Genomic DNA, 14,157 nt, shown 5'->3' on the forward strand with positions numbered 1-14,157 from the left:
TCACCGATGGGGTTTCAGACGCTGGCCGCCTGGGTGTCCAGCAGTGTTTGCAGCGCATCGGCATCCATGGCGGGGGCACACAACCAGCCTTGATAAGCATTACAGCCGTGTTCGCGCAGATAGTGGAGCTGTGCGGCGGTCTCCACCCCTTCGGCGACGACTTCCAAACCCAGGTTGCGGGCCATGGCCAGGATGGTGGCTACAATGGAGAGATCGTCACGGTCGTCTGGCAGCCCGCTGACAAAGCTGCGATCGATCTTCAAACGGTTCAGCGGCAGGCGCTTGAGGTAGCTCAGCGAGGAGTAACCGGTGCCAAAGTCGTCGATCGCCAGCGTCACCCCGAGGGCACGCAGCGCTTCGAGCACGCGGGTGGTTTGCGCCACGTCGTGCAGCATTTGGCCTTCGGTGATCTCCAGTTCCAGCCATGCTGGCGGCAGTCCGCTGGCGGCCAGCGCATCGCGTACTGCGGCGACGATGTCATCGTGGGTAATTTGACGGCCGGAAACGTTGATCGCCACCTGCAAGGCCCGGCCCGCCGCGTACCAGCGCATTGCCTGTTGGCAAGCGGTACGCAGTACCCAGCGGCCAATCGGCACGATCAGGCCGGTTTCTTCGGCCAGCGCGATGAATTTGTCGGGCGCAATCCGGCCCAGATGCGGATGCGCCCAACGGAGCAGGGCTTCGACGCCTATGATGCGCCCGTTTGCGCAATCGACCTGAGGCTGATATTCGAGGAAAAACTCATTGCGTTCGATTGCACGGCGCAGCCCGGCTTCCAGTTCGAAGCGCTCGCGGCTGGCTTGTGCCAGTTCGGCGGTATAAAACTGGAAGGTGTTACGTCCGCAATCCTTGGCGCGATACATCGCCGTGTCGGCGTTTTGCACCAGCATGCTGACGTCCTGACCGTCATTGGGGTAGAGCGCAATGCCGATGCTCGCACCGATGAATAATTCGTGATCCCCGAGGTGGAAGGGCGTTTGCAACGCCTCCAACACCTTACGCGCGACCTGCTCGGCGGCCGCCGGGCCGTCAAGGCTCTCCAGAACGATCAGAAACTCGTCGCCGCCCAGGCGGGCTACGGTATCTTGCTCGCGCAGCACCGCCTCCATACGGCCGGCCACGGCGCGCAGCAATTCGTCGCCCACCGCATGACCAAGGCTGTCGTTGACGTTTTTGAAGCGATCCAGGTCAACGAACAGTACGGCCACTTGCTCGTGGCGGCGGCGCGCCCGTTCGAGCGCGTGTGCCAGGCGGTCATGCAGCAGCGCGCGGTTGGGCAGGCCGGTCAGCCCGTCATAGTGCGCAAGCTGGCGAATGCGCGCTTCGGCTTGTTTGCGTTCGGAAATGTCGGTGAACATGGCGATATAGCGCAGCACGGCGCCATCGCTGTCGCGCACCGCGGTCAGTGACAGCCACGCCGGAAAATAGCCGTCGCGCGAGTGGAGAAAACGCGCTTCGCCCTGCCAGCGGCCGTGCTGCTGCGCTGACTGCCAGATGTGCTCGCAAAAGTCGCTGTGCTCTGGGCTGCACAGTGCTTCGCAAAGCTTACGTCCAGAGAGCGGCTGCGGGTCGGTGCCGGTCATCTGCCGGGCGGCGCGGTTGGCTTGGACGATGCGGTGGCTTTCGTCCATGATCAGGATGCCCTCCTGCCCGCTCTCGAAAACGCTGGCCGCAAGGGTCAGTTGCTCTGCCTGGCGCACGATGCGCTCGCTCAATGGACGGATAGCCCGTGAGGTCAGCACCGTGCCGACCAACACCAGGATCAGGACGGTACCGGCCGGCAAGGCCAGCTTGCCCAGGGCGGGACTGAACAGCCCCGTGCGCTCGGTGCTCATCGCCAGCGCCCATGCGGGCGCCTGTGGCAGTGGCTGGACGAAGGCGATCCGATCGGTCGCCGCGTCAAGCGGAACGGCCACGGCGGGTGCGGGCAGATGTGGGCCGATTAGCGCGTGCAAGGGGTCGTCGCTGGCGGCCGGTTGCAGTCGCTGCGCCGAGCCGGCGAACTGCAGTAGGTGGCCGTTGCTCAGATTGATAAGGTAGTAGTGAGTGTGACGGCCATAGGTCTGCGCGTCGGCGATCAGACGACTGAGATCGGTCAGCCGGAAGGCGATGATGTCGTAGCCCACGCGCGCCCCTTCTGCCGACCTGATCGGGGCGCCGACCACCAAGACGGGTTCCGCGCCGATCTCGACCGGACCGTACAGCACGATATCGCGGCCCTCGGGCGGTTGCGGCCAGTGCTGCGGCGCTATGGTTTGCCCAAGCTGCACCACCGCTTGGCCGTCGGCGTCCAGACGTACCATGCCGACGATCTCGGGCGATTGGGCCAGCGCGTCGCGCAGCCGGGGCACCGAAAAGCGTTGCAGTTCAGGCAGACTCAGTGCCGAGCGGTTATATCGTTCGAGCGCCTCGCGCAACTGCGTGCGGCTGGTCACCTGCATGGCCACCGAGCGGAAATGCGCCAACAACTGCCCGGCGGCTTCGGCCCGGCTGCGGATGTCGTAGCCCACCGAGTTCTCGATTTGCTTGCGGGCGTCCAGATATAAGGGCAGTGCGGTGGCCAAGCCGGTCAGCAGGCTGGTGACCAGAATCCCTGCGATGGCAAACAACCCGATCCGCCGTTGCAGGTGCGCGGTGTGCGGCGTTGGGCGTGGCAGGCCGGAGCGGGTGTCCATGGGCGAATTTTCGCACAACTCAACCCAATCGCCGCGGTGCGCCGCTGCCCGCTGCGGGGCGTGGATTGGCGCTACAGCCAACGAATAAACGGGTGAAACCGCGTCTATTCCCGCCTATCGGTGAGCGGGTGGGCGTCCATAATTGGAGCCATCCTGCGCCACGCGCACGCGGTAGTCGGAGAAACACCATGAACGTCAAACGCTATTTTGCCCAGACCGCTCGCGAAGCCCTGCGCGCGCTCAAAGAAGAGCTGGGTGCCGACGCCATTGTTTTGTCCAACCGCGCGGTCGAAGGCGGTGTCGAGATTCTCGCCTTGCCGGGCGATGCGGTCGGTGCCTTGCCCTCGGCCGCCCGCAGCGCACGAACTGCGGTGCAACCCGTGGCCAAGCCGGTCGAGCAGGCGCCTGTGCAAGCCCCGGGAGACGATCAGGACGACTACCGCGTCAGTTTACGCGCCCGCTCAGTGCTGCGTCCGGCGCCGGCGGTGCGCCCGTTTACCCCGCCGCGGGTCGACCATGCCGACTATCCGCCGCGCAGCCGTGCGCCGTCGGCGGCAAGCTTGGCTGCACAGGCCGGCGATCCGTGGGCCGAGGCGATCGCCGCTGCCCAGGCGGCCAGTGCCAAGGCAGCGATTCAACCATCCGCGCCACGCGGCCAAAGCGCCGAACGCGACAGCCGTGAGCAAGATGCTCGGGTGCGTGAGCTGCAAGAAGCCAACGCCAAGCTGATGGCGGAGCTGAGCGGCATCCGTGGGATGATCGAACGCCAGCTCGCCGGCTTCGCCTGGGGCGAGACCCGCCGTCAGGCGCCGGTGCGCGCCGATTTGATCGGCGAATTGCTCGAAGCCGGCTTCTCTGCAGTATTGGCCCGGCGGCTGGTGGAGACGGTTGCCGAAGATGCTGAGCCGGCGCAGGGCCGCGATGCGGTCAAAGCTGCGCTCAACCGCGAACTGCGCGCGTTGTCCTCCGACGCCGATCTGATCGACCGCGGCGGCGTGTATGCCCTGGTCGGCCCCACCGGGGTGGGCAAGACCACCACCACCGCCAAGCTTGCCGCACGCTGCGTGGTGCGCCACGGTGCCGACAAGCTCGCCCTGATCACCACCGACGGTTACCGCATCGGCGCACAGGAACAGTTGCGCATCTACGGCCGCATTCTTGGCGTGCCGGTGTTCTCGGTGCGCGACGCCGCCGACTTGCGCCAGACCCTGGCCGAGCTGCGCAACAAGCACATGGTGCTGATCGACACCGTGGGGGTGAGCCAGCGCGACCGCATGGTGGCTGAGCAGGCGGCGATGCTGCTCGGTGCCGGCAACGTGCGCCGCTTGCTGCTGCTCAACGCCACCTGCCGTGGCGACACACTCGATGACGTGGTGCGCGCCTACAAAGGCCCGGATTTGGCCGGCTGCATTCTTACCAAGGTGGATGAAGCCGCCTCGCTGGCGCCAGCCATCGATGTGGCGGTACGTCGTGAACTCGAACTGTTTTATGTCGCCAATGGTCAGCGTGTGCCGGAGGACCTGCACCTGCCCAATCGCGCGTATTTGTTGCACCGCGCGATGCGTGAGCAGCCTGAAGGCTCGCCGTGGAAGTTACAAGGCGATGAAGCCGGCCTGATGCTGGCCGCCGGTGGCGCGAGGGCTTGATCATGATCGACGCAAGGGAAGACCAGGCCGCCGGGCTGCGCCGTCTGTTCCGGCGTGCGCCGCCGACCGTGGTGGCGATGTATGCCACCGGACGTCATGGCGGGCTCAATGCATTGTGTGCCGCGCATCGCATCGCCGGGCGCAGCGAACGGGTGATTCTGCTCGACGAGGCGCCGGGTGAGGCCAGCCTTGCGGCCCGGCTCAATCTGCCCCATAGCCCGGACCTGTTGAGCGTGGTGGACGGGCGTTGTACGCCCACGGAGCTGCTGCAACCGATTCCCGGGCTGTTGGGGCGCATCGCGGCCTCGGCGGCGGCTCTAGCTTTGCCGCTGCTCGACAGCCGGCGCCGGCAGGTGTTGCTCGGGGCCATCGGCCAGATTCAGCGCCACACGGGCTTCATATTGATCCATGCGGCGGCACAAAGCGCCGACGATCCTTCGCCTTTCGTTTATGCCGCGCCGCGTCGCCTGGTGGTGGCCGAAGCCAGCGCTTCCGGTGCCACCGAAGCTTACCGGGTGATCAAGCAGCTTGCCGCGGCCGGCGCGGGCTCCTTACATGTGGCGGTCGCGCGCGCCCGAAATCGCGCCGACGCGGCTGCCTTTTTCGACGGTTTGGAGACGCTGGTGCGCCGTCATGTCGGTGTGGCGCTGGCTTGGCTGGGTGAGGTCGAACGCGACGATCTAGCCAATGGACTGGCGCACCCAGTGGCCGAATCCAGCCCGCGCGAGGCCGAGCAGGCCTTCCTACGTCGCCTGTCGGCGCTGGGGGCGGCCGGTGTGCGGCACGGGCCCATGCGGAGGTGACGATCATGCTCGCGCTCACATACGCATCTGGTCTTCGTGACCCTGCTGCGGGAAAATGGCCAGCCGTGGGCCCAAGCGCAGTTCCACCGCCCAAGACCCGTGCCAGAAAAAAGATTCAGGTCACCTGGATGTACGACGCCGAAGGCAATCTCGACAAAGATCACTTAGTGGAGGCATACGCCCCGCTGGTCAAGCGTATCGCCTATCACCTGATGGCCAAGCTGCCGGCCAGCGTGGATGTCGACGATCTGATCCAAAACGGCATGATGGGCTTGCTCGACGCCATCAACCGTTATGAGGACGGCCTGGGCGCGCAGTTTGAAACGTACGCGGTGCAGCGTGTGCGCGGCGCGATGCTCGATGGCTTGCGCGACAGCGATTGGCTGCCGCGCAGCTTGCGACGCGATCTGCGGCGCATTGAAGATGCTGTGCATAGACTGGAGCAGCAAAACGGCCGACAGCCAACCGAGACCGAGCTGGCGGCTGCACTCGATTTGCCGCTGACCGAATACCAGCGCCTGTTGCAGGAGGCGCGCGGCTATCAATTGGTGCATTTCGAAGACTTCACCGATGGCGAAGGCGAGGACTATTTCGAGCGCCATCTGGGCGTGCATGAAACCAATCCCGCCGACCTGCTGGAAGATGCCGATCTGCGCGCCAATCTGATTCTGGCCATCGACGATCTGCCGGAACGTGAAAAACTGGTGATGGCATTGTACTATGACGAGGAACTCAACCTGAGGGAAATCGGCGAGGTGCTGGGGGTAACCGAATCGCGCGTCTGCCAGTTGCACAGTCAGGCAATCGCCCGCCTGCGCGCCCGTGTGCTGGGGCAGCATGGCGCAGCGCCCGCGGCGCGTCGTGGGCGTCCGCCCAAAAAGCCGGCCGCCGGGCAGTGAGCCGGGGCAGCGGCGGAGACTTTTTTCATGGACAGTATCAGCCTGGTTGGCCTCACGCTCGGTCTGGCGGCCATCTTGGTCGGCCAGATGCTCGAAGGCGGCCATATTGCCTCCCTGATCCAGCCCACCGCTGCGCTCATCGTGCTCGGCGGCACGCTGGGGGCGGTCATGCTGCAAAGCCCCTTGCGGGTTTTTTTGGATGGTGTGCGCATGGGCAAGTGGGTGTTGTTTCCGCCCGCGCAAGCCCCGGCCGAGCTGATTGCCCTGGTGGTGAGCTGGAGCCATACGGCTCGCAAAGAGGGCTTGCTGGCGCTGGAAAACCAGATTCCGCGCCTGCCGGAGCCATTCATGCAGAAAGGACTGCAGTTGTTGGTCGACGGGGTTGAGCCCGAGCGGCTGCGCGAAGTCATGGAGGTGGAGATCGCCGCCTGGGAGGCGCAAATGAAACTCGGCGCCAAAATCTGGGAGTCCGCCGGTGGCTATGCGCCGACCATCGGCATTCTAGGCGCGGTGATGGGGCTGATTCATGTCATGGAGAATTTGTCTGATCCATCCAAGCTCGGCTCGGGCATCGCGGTTGCTTTCGTGGCCACCATCTACGGTGTGGGCTCGGCCAACTTGATCTTTCTGCCAATCGCCAAAAAGCTCCATGTCCATATCGCCAGCATGGTCGCGCAGCGTGAAATGTTGGTCGACGGCCTGGTAGGCATCGCCAACGGCGACAATCCTCGCATCATCGAAGGGCGCATGCAGGGTTACATCGTCTAAAGTGGCGGCCGCATCGACAGGAAAAGCAAACCGTATGGGACGGCGACGCAAGGCGGAAGAAGAACATGAAAACCACGAGCGCTGGTTGGTATCGTATGCCGACTTCATCACCTTGTTGTTCGCTTTTTTCGTGGTGATGTACTCGCTCAGTTCGATCAACGAAGGCAAATACCGGATACTGTCCGATTCGTTGATGCAGGCTTTTCGCAGCGGAGCCATCCTGGAAGGTGCGCAGCAGGTGACCGAACCGGTGGTCATATCCGGCTCTATGGTACCGCCCATTACCCGTAAGACGCCGGCGCAGCTCGAGGAGGAACAGCGTCGTCGCGACATGGCCAAGCGCATGAACAGCATGGCTGACGAGATCCGTCGCGTGCTCGGCCCGCTGACCCGAGAGGGTCAGGTCACGGTTACCGAAGGGGCGCAGGGTATCACTGTGGAGATCAATGCCAGCGCCTTGTTTCCCCTTGGGGAGGCGACCCTGGGTAATGAGGCCGTTGCAGCATTGCGGGCGGTTGCCGCGGTGCTGGCGCCGGCGAGCTTTTCGATCACCGTCGAAGGTCACACCGACAATTTGCCGATCAACACCTTCCGCTTTCCCTCCAACTGGGAACTGTCCGCTGCGCGGGCCTCGTCCGTGGTGCGGCTGTTCGTCGAATCCGGGGTCAGTCCGGAACGGCTTACCGCGGCCGGTTACGCCGACCAACGCCCGGTGGCGCCCAACAGCACAGAGGAGGGGCGTGCCCGTAACCGCCGGGTCACGATCCTGATCGAATCCCGCCTTGCCGAACCCCCTCCTGGGGAGGCGCCGGGGCAGATCCGTGCCGATGATCCGATCCGCGCCGTGCTGCCGCAGGTGCCGCCCGCCGATTTAACAGGCCGTTGAAAAACGTAGCGAGGATGGCTAGATGCAAGGCGCACGGAGCGCAGCGACCGAGACATATCAAATAGATAGGCGAGAGAGCGAGCACCGCGCAACGCCGCAGATGGCCCACCGCAGTAGCTTTTCAACGGCCTGTTAAAACCGGAACCCTGATTCCGGAACCCCGGTTCGCGTTACAGCCGCGATGGCGAACGGCGTCGTGGCTTGGTGCCGGAGCCGGGCGGTGCGCCGGGGATGTGCCAGCGATCGTGGGCGAGAACACGAGTGTTGGCATGGCATAATGGGCTAGGGCGCGCGAGGTTTTGACCGAGATGCCGGTTCGGCCATTTGTCTGGCCTGCGCCAAGCGCCATGGCTCGATCCTTGTTTGTGGAGAATCGCTGGCTTGAAAAGGCTGTATTTGTTCCTTCGTGGGGGCTTGGCGGCCCTTGCCTGTTATTCGGCCTCGGTTGCAGCGCAAGCGCTTGTTGGTGCGGATGCTGACCCGCATTGGCGGGAGGCCGAGGTCGAGCTTCCGGCCGCCCCGCAAGCTTCGGCGCTGCGCGAGTTTTTTGTCTCCAGCGCGTCGCCCAATACGTTTTTCATCGATGAGCGCTCGCTCAGTGTGGGTGAAGACGGTGTGGTGCGTTATGTGCTGATCGTGCGCACCCCGGGGGGTGCGCAGAATGTGACCTTTGAAGGGATACGCTGCAAAACCGGGCAGCGGCGCATCTACGCCAGCGGTCGTGCTGACGGAAGCTGGTCCAAGGCGCGTGACGCCACATGGGTGGACATTTCAAACAACGGCTACAATCGGCCACGTGCTGCGCTTGCGGCAGAGTATTTTTGCGACGGTCCGGTTCCGCCGCGAGATCGCAACGAAGCGTTGCGCCGGCTGCGCCATGCCGGCGGTACTGATTCTCCCTACCGCTGAATACGCCATGATCGATCAGGTCATCATCCAATTTGATCGCGCGCTGCGCACGGTATTCGCCCCTGCGCACAGCGTGCGTCCGCTGCCGGGCGCAGACTTGCCCGAGGCGCCGCTGTCGGAGGAAGAAAAGCGCCATGCCGCGGCATTGATGCGTATCAACCACTGTGGCGAAATCTGTGCTCAGGCGCTCTACCAAGGGCAAGCCATGATGTCGCGTGACCGAGGCACCCGCGTTGCTTTGCAGGCGGCCTCCAATGAGGAAACGGAACATCTGGCGTGGACGGCGCAGCGCATCGATGAACTGGGCGGGCGCAAAAGTTTGCTCAACCCACTTTGGTACGGTGGCGCGCTGGCAATCGGATTACTAGCAGGGCGCTTTGGTGATGGATGGAATCTTGGGTTTTTGGCCGAGACCGAACGCCAGGTAGAAGCCCACCTCGATGGACATCTTCAAAGCCTGCCAGCCGGGGACGCCCGTTCCCGAGCGGTCGTCAAACAAATGCGAGAAGACGAAAAACGCCACGCGGACATGGCGGTGGCGCTTGGCGCGCATGAGCTTCCCGCCCCGGTCAAAGTCGCAATGAAGCTCGCTGCAAAGGTGATGACCCGAACCGCGTATTGGGTCTGAGGGGTCTGAGGCGTCTGAGGCACGCCTCAAGCCTCGATGATCTCCCATTCATGGGTGATTTCGGCGGTCTTGCCAAGCATGATTGATGCGGAGCAGTATTTTTCCGCGGAAAGCTGCACTGCGCGCGCCACCGCTTCGGGTTTGAGATTTTTGCCGCTGATCCGGTACAAAAACCGGATTCGGGTAAACACCTTGGGGTCGGTCTGTGCGCGCTCTGCGCTCAAACTGACCTCGCATCCGCGCACGTCGTGACGACCGCGCTTGAGGATCAGAACCACGTCGTAAGCGGTGCAACCGCCGGTTCCGGCCAGCACCAGTTCCATTGGACGTGGCGCCAGATTTCGACCGCCGCCCTCGGGCGCGCCGTCCATGGTGACCAAGTGTCCGCTGCCGGTCTCGGCCACAAAAGCCATTCCCTCAGCCCCGGTCCACTTGATTTTGCACTCCATTACGATCTCCCTTTTGTCGGTCGTCTCGCCCGCCCCTACGCGCTGCGGGCGCATTCTACCGGAGCTTTACGAGTCTTTCTGCACTCGGATGCACACTCGGATGCGCGATGTGAGCCGAGTGCCCAGTCCTGGTCGCGTCGGCGACCGCGCGAACGTGCCCGAACGGCGCTCAAGTCATGATCGTGCACTGCGCTATAGCTGCTTGCTTGGGTGGTGTGTGCAGGGTTACTGGCTAGTCTGGACCCTGTTTGTTGAAGCATTTTATGTTCTATAAATCAGTGACTTGCGTATCAATAAGATGATTTTATAAAAAGATCAAAACATTTATAGTGCAATGCACAAAAATCGCTTGCGCAGTGCTGGCTGCTTTGGTGTAATGCGCACCAATCGGATCGCTTGCTGCGGTCCAAACGGTGTCTCCTCCACCCTCCTCCTTTGGTGTGGATTTAACGCAGCCTAAACAGGCTGCGTTTTTTTTGCTTTTGCGCTGAGGCTGGCGAAATGGTTGCTTCAAGAAGAGATTGACAGCGCTTTGCTTGCAAAGCTAGAATCCCAAGCTTTCCGTTTGGTGGCCGGTTAGCCAGGCCTGACAAAATCGAGGTTCCGAATGAAAACGTTTTCTGCCAAGCCGCACGAGGTTCAGCGCGACTGGTTCGTTGTTGACGGGACGGACAAGGTGCTTGGCCGGCTTGCCGCCGAAGTGGCCCGTCGTCTGCGTGGCAAGCATAAGCCCATCTATACACCGCATGTCGACACCGGCGACTATATCGTGGTCGTCAATGTAGACAAGCTGCGCGTGACCGGTAATAAAGCTCAAGATAAAAAGTATTACCGTCACTCAGGTTATCCGGGCGGGATCTACGAGACCAATTTCACTAAGCTTCAGCAGCGTTTTCCTGAGCGCGTGCTGGAAAAAGCCGTGAAAGGGATGTTGCCCAAAGGTCCGCTGGGTTACGCCATGCTGAAGAAGCTGAAGTGCTACGCGGGGTCTGAACATCCCCACGCCGCTCAGCAGCCGAAAGTCCTCGAGATCTGACAGGAGCCGATCAATGGCTGTCACTTACAATTACGGCACTGGCCGCCGCAAAACCGCTGTGGCGCGTGTGTTCATCAAGCCGGGCTCCGGCACTATCGTGGTCAACGGCAAGCCGTTGGATCAGTTTTTTTCTCGTGAAACCGGACGCATGATCGTCCGCCAGCCGTTGGTGCTGACCGGTAACGAGTCGCGGTTCGACATCATGGTCAATGTAACCGGTGGTGGTGAGTCTGGCCAAGCCGGCGCCGTGCGTCACGGTATCACTCGTGCACTGATCGATTACGATGCCGAGCTCAAGGCTGAGCTGCGTAAAGCGGGCTTTGTCACCCGTGATGCGCGGGAAGTGGAGCGCAAGAAAGTCGGTCTGCACAAAGCGCGTCGTCGCAAGCAATTCTCCAAGCGTTGAACCCACTCAAAGCCTGTTCCATCAAAGCCGCCTACAAGGCGGCTTTGTTTTTTCAACGCAAATGATTGTCAATGGTGCGATAATCCGCTATACCGCCTTGGCGATTTGAGGAATTTCATGATCAAAGTTGGAGTGGTTGGGGGAACCGGCTATACGGGCGTGGAGCTGCTACGTTTGCTGGCGTGCCATCCAGAGGTTGAGCTTTCAGTCATTACGTCCAGAGGCGAGGCTGGCTTGCCGGTGGCCGACCTGTTTCCCAGTTTGCGCGGCCGTATCGATCTTCGCTTTGTTGCGCCACAAGAAGCAGCGTTAGGCCAATGCGACGTGGTGTTTTTTGCGACGCCCAACGGGGTCGCCATGAAGCAGGCAGCCGAGCTGGTTGCCGCAGGTGTCCGGGTCATCGATCTCGCGGCGGACTTTCGTATTCGAGACGTTGGCGAGTGGCAAAAGTGGTACGGCATGGAGCATGCAGCTCCCAAACTGGTTGCGGAGGCGGTATATGGCTTGCCTGAGCTCAACCGTGAAGAGATCCGGTGCGCCCGCTTGGTCGCCAATCCGGGCTGTTATCCGACAGCTGTACAATTGGGATTTCTGCCTCTGATCGAGGCAGGCGTGGTCGATCTCGATCATCTTGTCGCCGATGCAAAATCCGGAGTGTCTGGGGCGGGGCGTAAAGCAGAGGTTCATACCTTGTTCGCTGAAGCGGCCGATAACTTCAAAGCGTACGGCGTGGCGGGTCATCGTCACCTGCCTGAGATTCGCCAGGGGCTGGCCCGTGCGGCGGGAAGACCGGTCGGTCTGACCTTTGTGCCGCATCTGACGCCGATGGTGCGCGGTATCCATGCGACGCTGTACGCCAGGCTTGAACGTGAGGCTGACCTGCAGGCATTGTACGAAAAGCGCTACGCAGCAGAGCCCTTTGTCGATGTGTTGCCCGCCGGCAGCCATCCGGAGACGCGTTCAGTACGGGCCTCGAACTTATGCCGGATTGCGGTGCATCGGCCGCAAGGACAGGATATGGTGGTGGTGCTGTCGGTGATTGACAATCTGGTCAAAGGTGCAGCCGGTCAAGCCGTGCAAAACATGAACATCATGTTCGGTTGCGACGAAACGCTTGGTTTGGACGTCGTGCCGGTCAGTCCCTGAACGAACTCTTTTAGTCTGCTCAGATCTAAAATAGACTGAACGAACGCTAAGCGCTCCTTAGATACCTGGCCCCAGAGAGGAAAATCATATGAATGCAGTAGTCGAGACCCCGGATGTGCTTGTGTTTACCGATAGTGCGGCGGGTAAGGTGAAAGAGCTGATCGAGGAAGAAGGCAATCCCGCGCTGAAGCTAAGAGTATTTGTTACCGGTGGCGGTTGCTCGGGATTTCAGTATGGCTTCACCTTTGATGAAGAGGTGGCCGAGGACGACACCACGCTGGAAAAAAACGGTGTGACCCTGCTGATCGATCCAATGAGCTATCAGTATTTGGTCGGGGCGGAGATCGACTACACCGAGGGATTGGAAGGCTCCCAGTTCGTCATCCGCAATCCGAATGCCACGAGCACCTGCGGTTGCGGTTCGTCGTTTTCGGTCTGAGTTTGTAGACTTTTGCCGAGCGCGGCCCGCAGGACCGGCTCAGCGCTAACTAGCGGGGCGTATTCTCTTGTGAGACGCCCCGTCTTGTTTTCAATTGCCGGCCTGCTGTGAAGAGACTGTTTCGGCCCGCAACGCTGAGACCGTTGTGCGATTGAGCAAAGCCAAGCGCGCCAACATCGGCGCGGTTTGTTCGTTGAACTTGGTCAGTTCGCCTTTGCTGAGTGGTTGAGCGGTTGGCAGGGCGATGTTAAGTGGATCATGGGGCACGTTGTTGATCCGGATCTCGTAGTGCAAATGAGGGCCGGTCGCCCATCCTGTCATGCCTACGTAGCCGATGACATCGCCCTGGCTGACGCGTTGCCCCTTCCGAAGCCCGCTGGCAAAACCGCTCAGATGTGCATAAGCGGTGGCATAGCGGTCACGGTGTTGAACGATGACGATATTACCGTAGCCGCCTTGCGCGCCGACGAAAGAAACCGTGCCATCGGAGGTTGCCTTGACTGGAGTACCAGTTGGCGCAGCAAAGTCAACCCCGGCGTGGGTTCGCCAGTTGCGGTGTATGGGGTGAAGCCGACGCCCAAAGCCGGAGGTGACGCGCGAAAACTCCAGTGGCGAGCGCAGAAAGGCTTGGCGCAAACTACGACCGTCTGCGGTGTAATACTGTTCGCGTCCGTCTTCGCCTCTGAACAAGACGACTAAATGACGGTTGCCGCGATTGATGAACTCGGCGGCCAGAATTTTCGCGGTACGCGACGGGCTACCCTGTTCATATCGGGTCTCATAGACCACGCTGAAAGAGTCACCTTGTCGTAGATCGGTGTGGAAATCGATCTCCGTACCAAAAATTTCCGCCAGTTTCGTAGCGACACTGTCTGGGATACCCGCTGCATCGGTTGCGCCAAACAATGAATACTCAATGACGGCGCTACGCATTTCCACCAAAGTGGGTGCTTCCTGCGCATCTTCGTCGATGACCCGCAAACCCTCGGCAGTTCGTTCGATGCTGAACCGACCATTGCCCTGGGTGATCGGCAAACTCAATGTCCGCAGACGACCATCGGGCTCAACCAGTGCGGTCACCGACCGCCCCGAACGAATCTGGCGCAGCGCCGCGCGACCCGCCTCGGTACCGCGCAAGAATGCCAAGGCTTCGGGGTCAGAGATTTTCAGGCGGCGAAAGATCGAATCGATCGTATCTCCCGGCAGGACACGTTCGTCATAAGCAAACGGCAAATCGTCGTCGGTATCGTACGCTGTCGGTATGACGGGTAGTCTTTCGATGACGGTTTGGAGCGGGACGGGAGGGGGACTGTTGGGTGTGGTCGCTGTAGCCGCCACCACACCGCATAAGGTGACGCCAAGCAAAGAGACGAGCATCCAGTTGCGCCTGTTCGAAGGCAGATACTCCAGGAGATCGGCTAGAATCCTTCTCTTTCTGATCTGCATAGGACTTTTCGGGCAAAAAAC

The 14,157-nt window shown here is 61.5% G+C and carries 14 protein-coding genes; 11 read left to right on the forward strand and 3 right to left on the reverse strand.

Translation table 11 applies throughout. The features are described from left to right. Window positions 1-14 precede the first annotated feature (14 nt). Entirely contained in the window at window positions 15-2,675 is a 2,661-nt protein-coding gene (locus tag DIE29_RS04440) for a bifunctional diguanylate cyclase/phosphodiesterase (RefSeq protein ID WP_114649326.1), read from the reverse strand. A gap of 188 nt (window positions 2,676-2,863) precedes the next feature. Here DIE29_RS04440 and flhF point away from each other — a divergent pair, with 188 nt between their 5' ends. The 7 genes from flhF to coq7 all read left to right on the forward strand — a co-directional run bounded on the left by flhF (window position 2,864) and on the right by coq7 (window position 9,214). Further along, window positions 2,864-4,321, forward strand: a complete 1,458-nt coding sequence (gene flhF, locus DIE29_RS04445) for a flagellar biosynthesis protein FlhF (protein WP_114649327.1) — start codon at window positions 2,864-2,866, stop codon at window positions 4,319-4,321. A gap of 2 nt (window positions 4,322-4,323) precedes the next feature. Then, window positions 4,324-5,124, forward strand: coding sequence for a MinD/ParA family ATP-binding protein (locus tag DIE29_RS04450; RefSeq protein WP_114649328.1), 801 nt, complete (start codon window positions 4,324-4,326; stop codon window positions 5,122-5,124). Between the two features lie 128 nt (window positions 5,125-5,252). Beyond that, window positions 5,253-6,023, forward strand: a complete 771-nt coding sequence (locus DIE29_RS04455) for an RNA polymerase sigma factor FliA (RefSeq protein ID WP_102041141.1) — start codon at window positions 5,253-5,255, stop codon at window positions 6,021-6,023. 27 nt (window positions 6,024-6,050) lie between these two features. Further along, a complete protein-coding gene (locus tag DIE29_RS04460; RefSeq protein WP_102041142.1) occupies window positions 6,051-6,791 on the forward strand; it encodes a flagellar motor protein in 741 nt (246 codons plus the stop codon). 34 nt (window positions 6,792-6,825) lie between these two features. Next, complete coding sequence (gene motD / locus DIE29_RS04465; protein ID WP_114649329.1) at window positions 6,826-7,677, forward strand: flagellar motor protein MotD; 852 nt, start codon at window positions 6,826-6,828, stop codon at window positions 7,675-7,677. Between the two features lie 381 nt (window positions 7,678-8,058). Beyond that, entirely contained in the window at window positions 8,059-8,586 is a 528-nt protein-coding gene (locus DIE29_RS04470; protein ID WP_114649330.1) for a CNP1-like family protein, read from the forward strand. A gap of 7 nt (window positions 8,587-8,593) precedes the next feature. Next, complete coding sequence (coq7, locus tag DIE29_RS04475) at window positions 8,594-9,214, forward strand: 2-polyprenyl-3-methyl-6-methoxy-1,4-benzoquinone monooxygenase (RefSeq protein WP_114649331.1); 621 nt, start codon at window positions 8,594-8,596, stop codon at window positions 9,212-9,214. A gap of 26 nt (window positions 9,215-9,240) precedes the next feature. Here the strand turns inward: coq7 and DIE29_RS04480 are convergent, their stop codons facing one another. After that, complete coding sequence (locus tag DIE29_RS04480; protein ID WP_102041146.1) at window positions 9,241-9,663, reverse strand: OsmC family protein; 423 nt, start codon at window positions 9,661-9,663, stop codon at window positions 9,241-9,243. A 607-nt stretch (window positions 9,664-10,270) separates the two neighbouring features. Here DIE29_RS04480 and rplM point away from each other — a divergent pair. From rplM to erpA, 4 genes are all read left to right on the forward strand, one after another. Continuing rightward, window positions 10,271-10,699 carry a 50S ribosomal protein L13 gene (gene rplM / locus DIE29_RS04485; RefSeq protein WP_102041147.1) on the forward strand — a complete coding sequence of 143 codons (429 nt, stop codon included), beginning with the start codon at window positions 10,271-10,273 and terminating at the stop codon, window positions 10,697-10,699. A 13-nt stretch (window positions 10,700-10,712) separates the two neighbouring features. Next, a complete protein-coding gene (rpsI, locus tag DIE29_RS04490) occupies window positions 10,713-11,105 on the forward strand; it encodes a 30S ribosomal protein S9 (RefSeq protein WP_114649332.1) in 393 nt (130 codons plus the stop codon). A 117-nt stretch (window positions 11,106-11,222) separates the two neighbouring features. Further along, window positions 11,223-12,251, forward strand: a complete 1,029-nt coding sequence (gene argC, locus DIE29_RS04495) for an N-acetyl-gamma-glutamyl-phosphate reductase (protein WP_114649333.1) — start codon at window positions 11,223-11,225, stop codon at window positions 12,249-12,251. Window positions 12,252-12,339: 88 nt separating this feature from the next. Next, window positions 12,340-12,690 carry an iron-sulfur cluster insertion protein ErpA gene (gene erpA / locus DIE29_RS04500; protein WP_114649334.1) on the forward strand — a complete coding sequence of 117 codons (351 nt, stop codon included), beginning with the start codon at window positions 12,340-12,342 and terminating at the stop codon, window positions 12,688-12,690. 90 nt (window positions 12,691-12,780) lie between these two features. Here erpA and DIE29_RS04505 read toward each other — a convergent pair whose 3' ends face one another. Further along, window positions 12,781-14,136, reverse strand: a complete 1,356-nt coding sequence (locus tag DIE29_RS04505) for a M23 family metallopeptidase (protein ID WP_114649335.1) — start codon at window positions 14,134-14,136, stop codon at window positions 12,781-12,783. Between the last annotated feature and the right edge of the window lie 21 nt (window positions 14,137-14,157).

This window comes from Pseudothauera hydrothermalis (genome assembly GCF_003345255.1).
Classification (GTDB): domain Bacteria; phylum Pseudomonadota; class Gammaproteobacteria; order Burkholderiales; family Rhodocyclaceae; genus Pseudothauera; species Pseudothauera hydrothermalis.

Coding starts and splice junctions, on each gene's coding strand:
- DIE29_RS04480 (WP_102041146.1), bottom strand. CDS start 9,663: ATGGAGTGCAAAATCAAGTGGACCGGGGCTGAGGGAATGGCTTTTGTG.
- flhF (WP_114649327.1), top strand. CDS start 2,864: ATGAACGTCAAACGCTATTTTGCCCAGACCGCTCGCGAAGCCCTGCGC.
- argC (WP_114649333.1), top strand. CDS start 11,223: ATGATCAAAGTTGGAGTGGTTGGGGGAACCGGCTATACGGGCGTGGAG.
- DIE29_RS04505 (WP_114649335.1), bottom strand. CDS start 14,136: ATGCAGATCAGAAAGAGAAGGATTCTAGCCGATCTCCTGGAGTATCTG.
- coq7 (WP_114649331.1), top strand. CDS start 8,594: ATGATCGATCAGGTCATCATCCAATTTGATCGCGCGCTGCGCACGGTA.
- DIE29_RS04460 (WP_102041142.1), top strand. CDS start 6,051: ATGGACAGTATCAGCCTGGTTGGCCTCACGCTCGGTCTGGCGGCCATC.
- DIE29_RS04440 (WP_114649326.1), bottom strand. CDS start 2,675: ATGGACACCCGCTCCGGCCTGCCACGCCCAACGCCGCACACCGCGCAC.
- DIE29_RS04450 (WP_114649328.1), top strand. CDS start 4,324: ATGATCGACGCAAGGGAAGACCAGGCCGCCGGGCTGCGCCGTCTGTTC.
- rpsI (WP_114649332.1), top strand. CDS start 10,713: ATGGCTGTCACTTACAATTACGGCACTGGCCGCCGCAAAACCGCTGTG.
- erpA (WP_114649334.1), top strand. CDS start 12,340: ATGAATGCAGTAGTCGAGACCCCGGATGTGCTTGTGTTTACCGATAGT.
- motD (WP_114649329.1), top strand. CDS start 6,826: ATGGGACGGCGACGCAAGGCGGAAGAAGAACATGAAAACCACGAGCGC.
- DIE29_RS04455 (WP_102041141.1), top strand. CDS start 5,253: ATGTACGACGCCGAAGGCAATCTCGACAAAGATCACTTAGTGGAGGCA.
- rplM (WP_102041147.1), top strand. CDS start 10,271: ATGAAAACGTTTTCTGCCAAGCCGCACGAGGTTCAGCGCGACTGGTTC.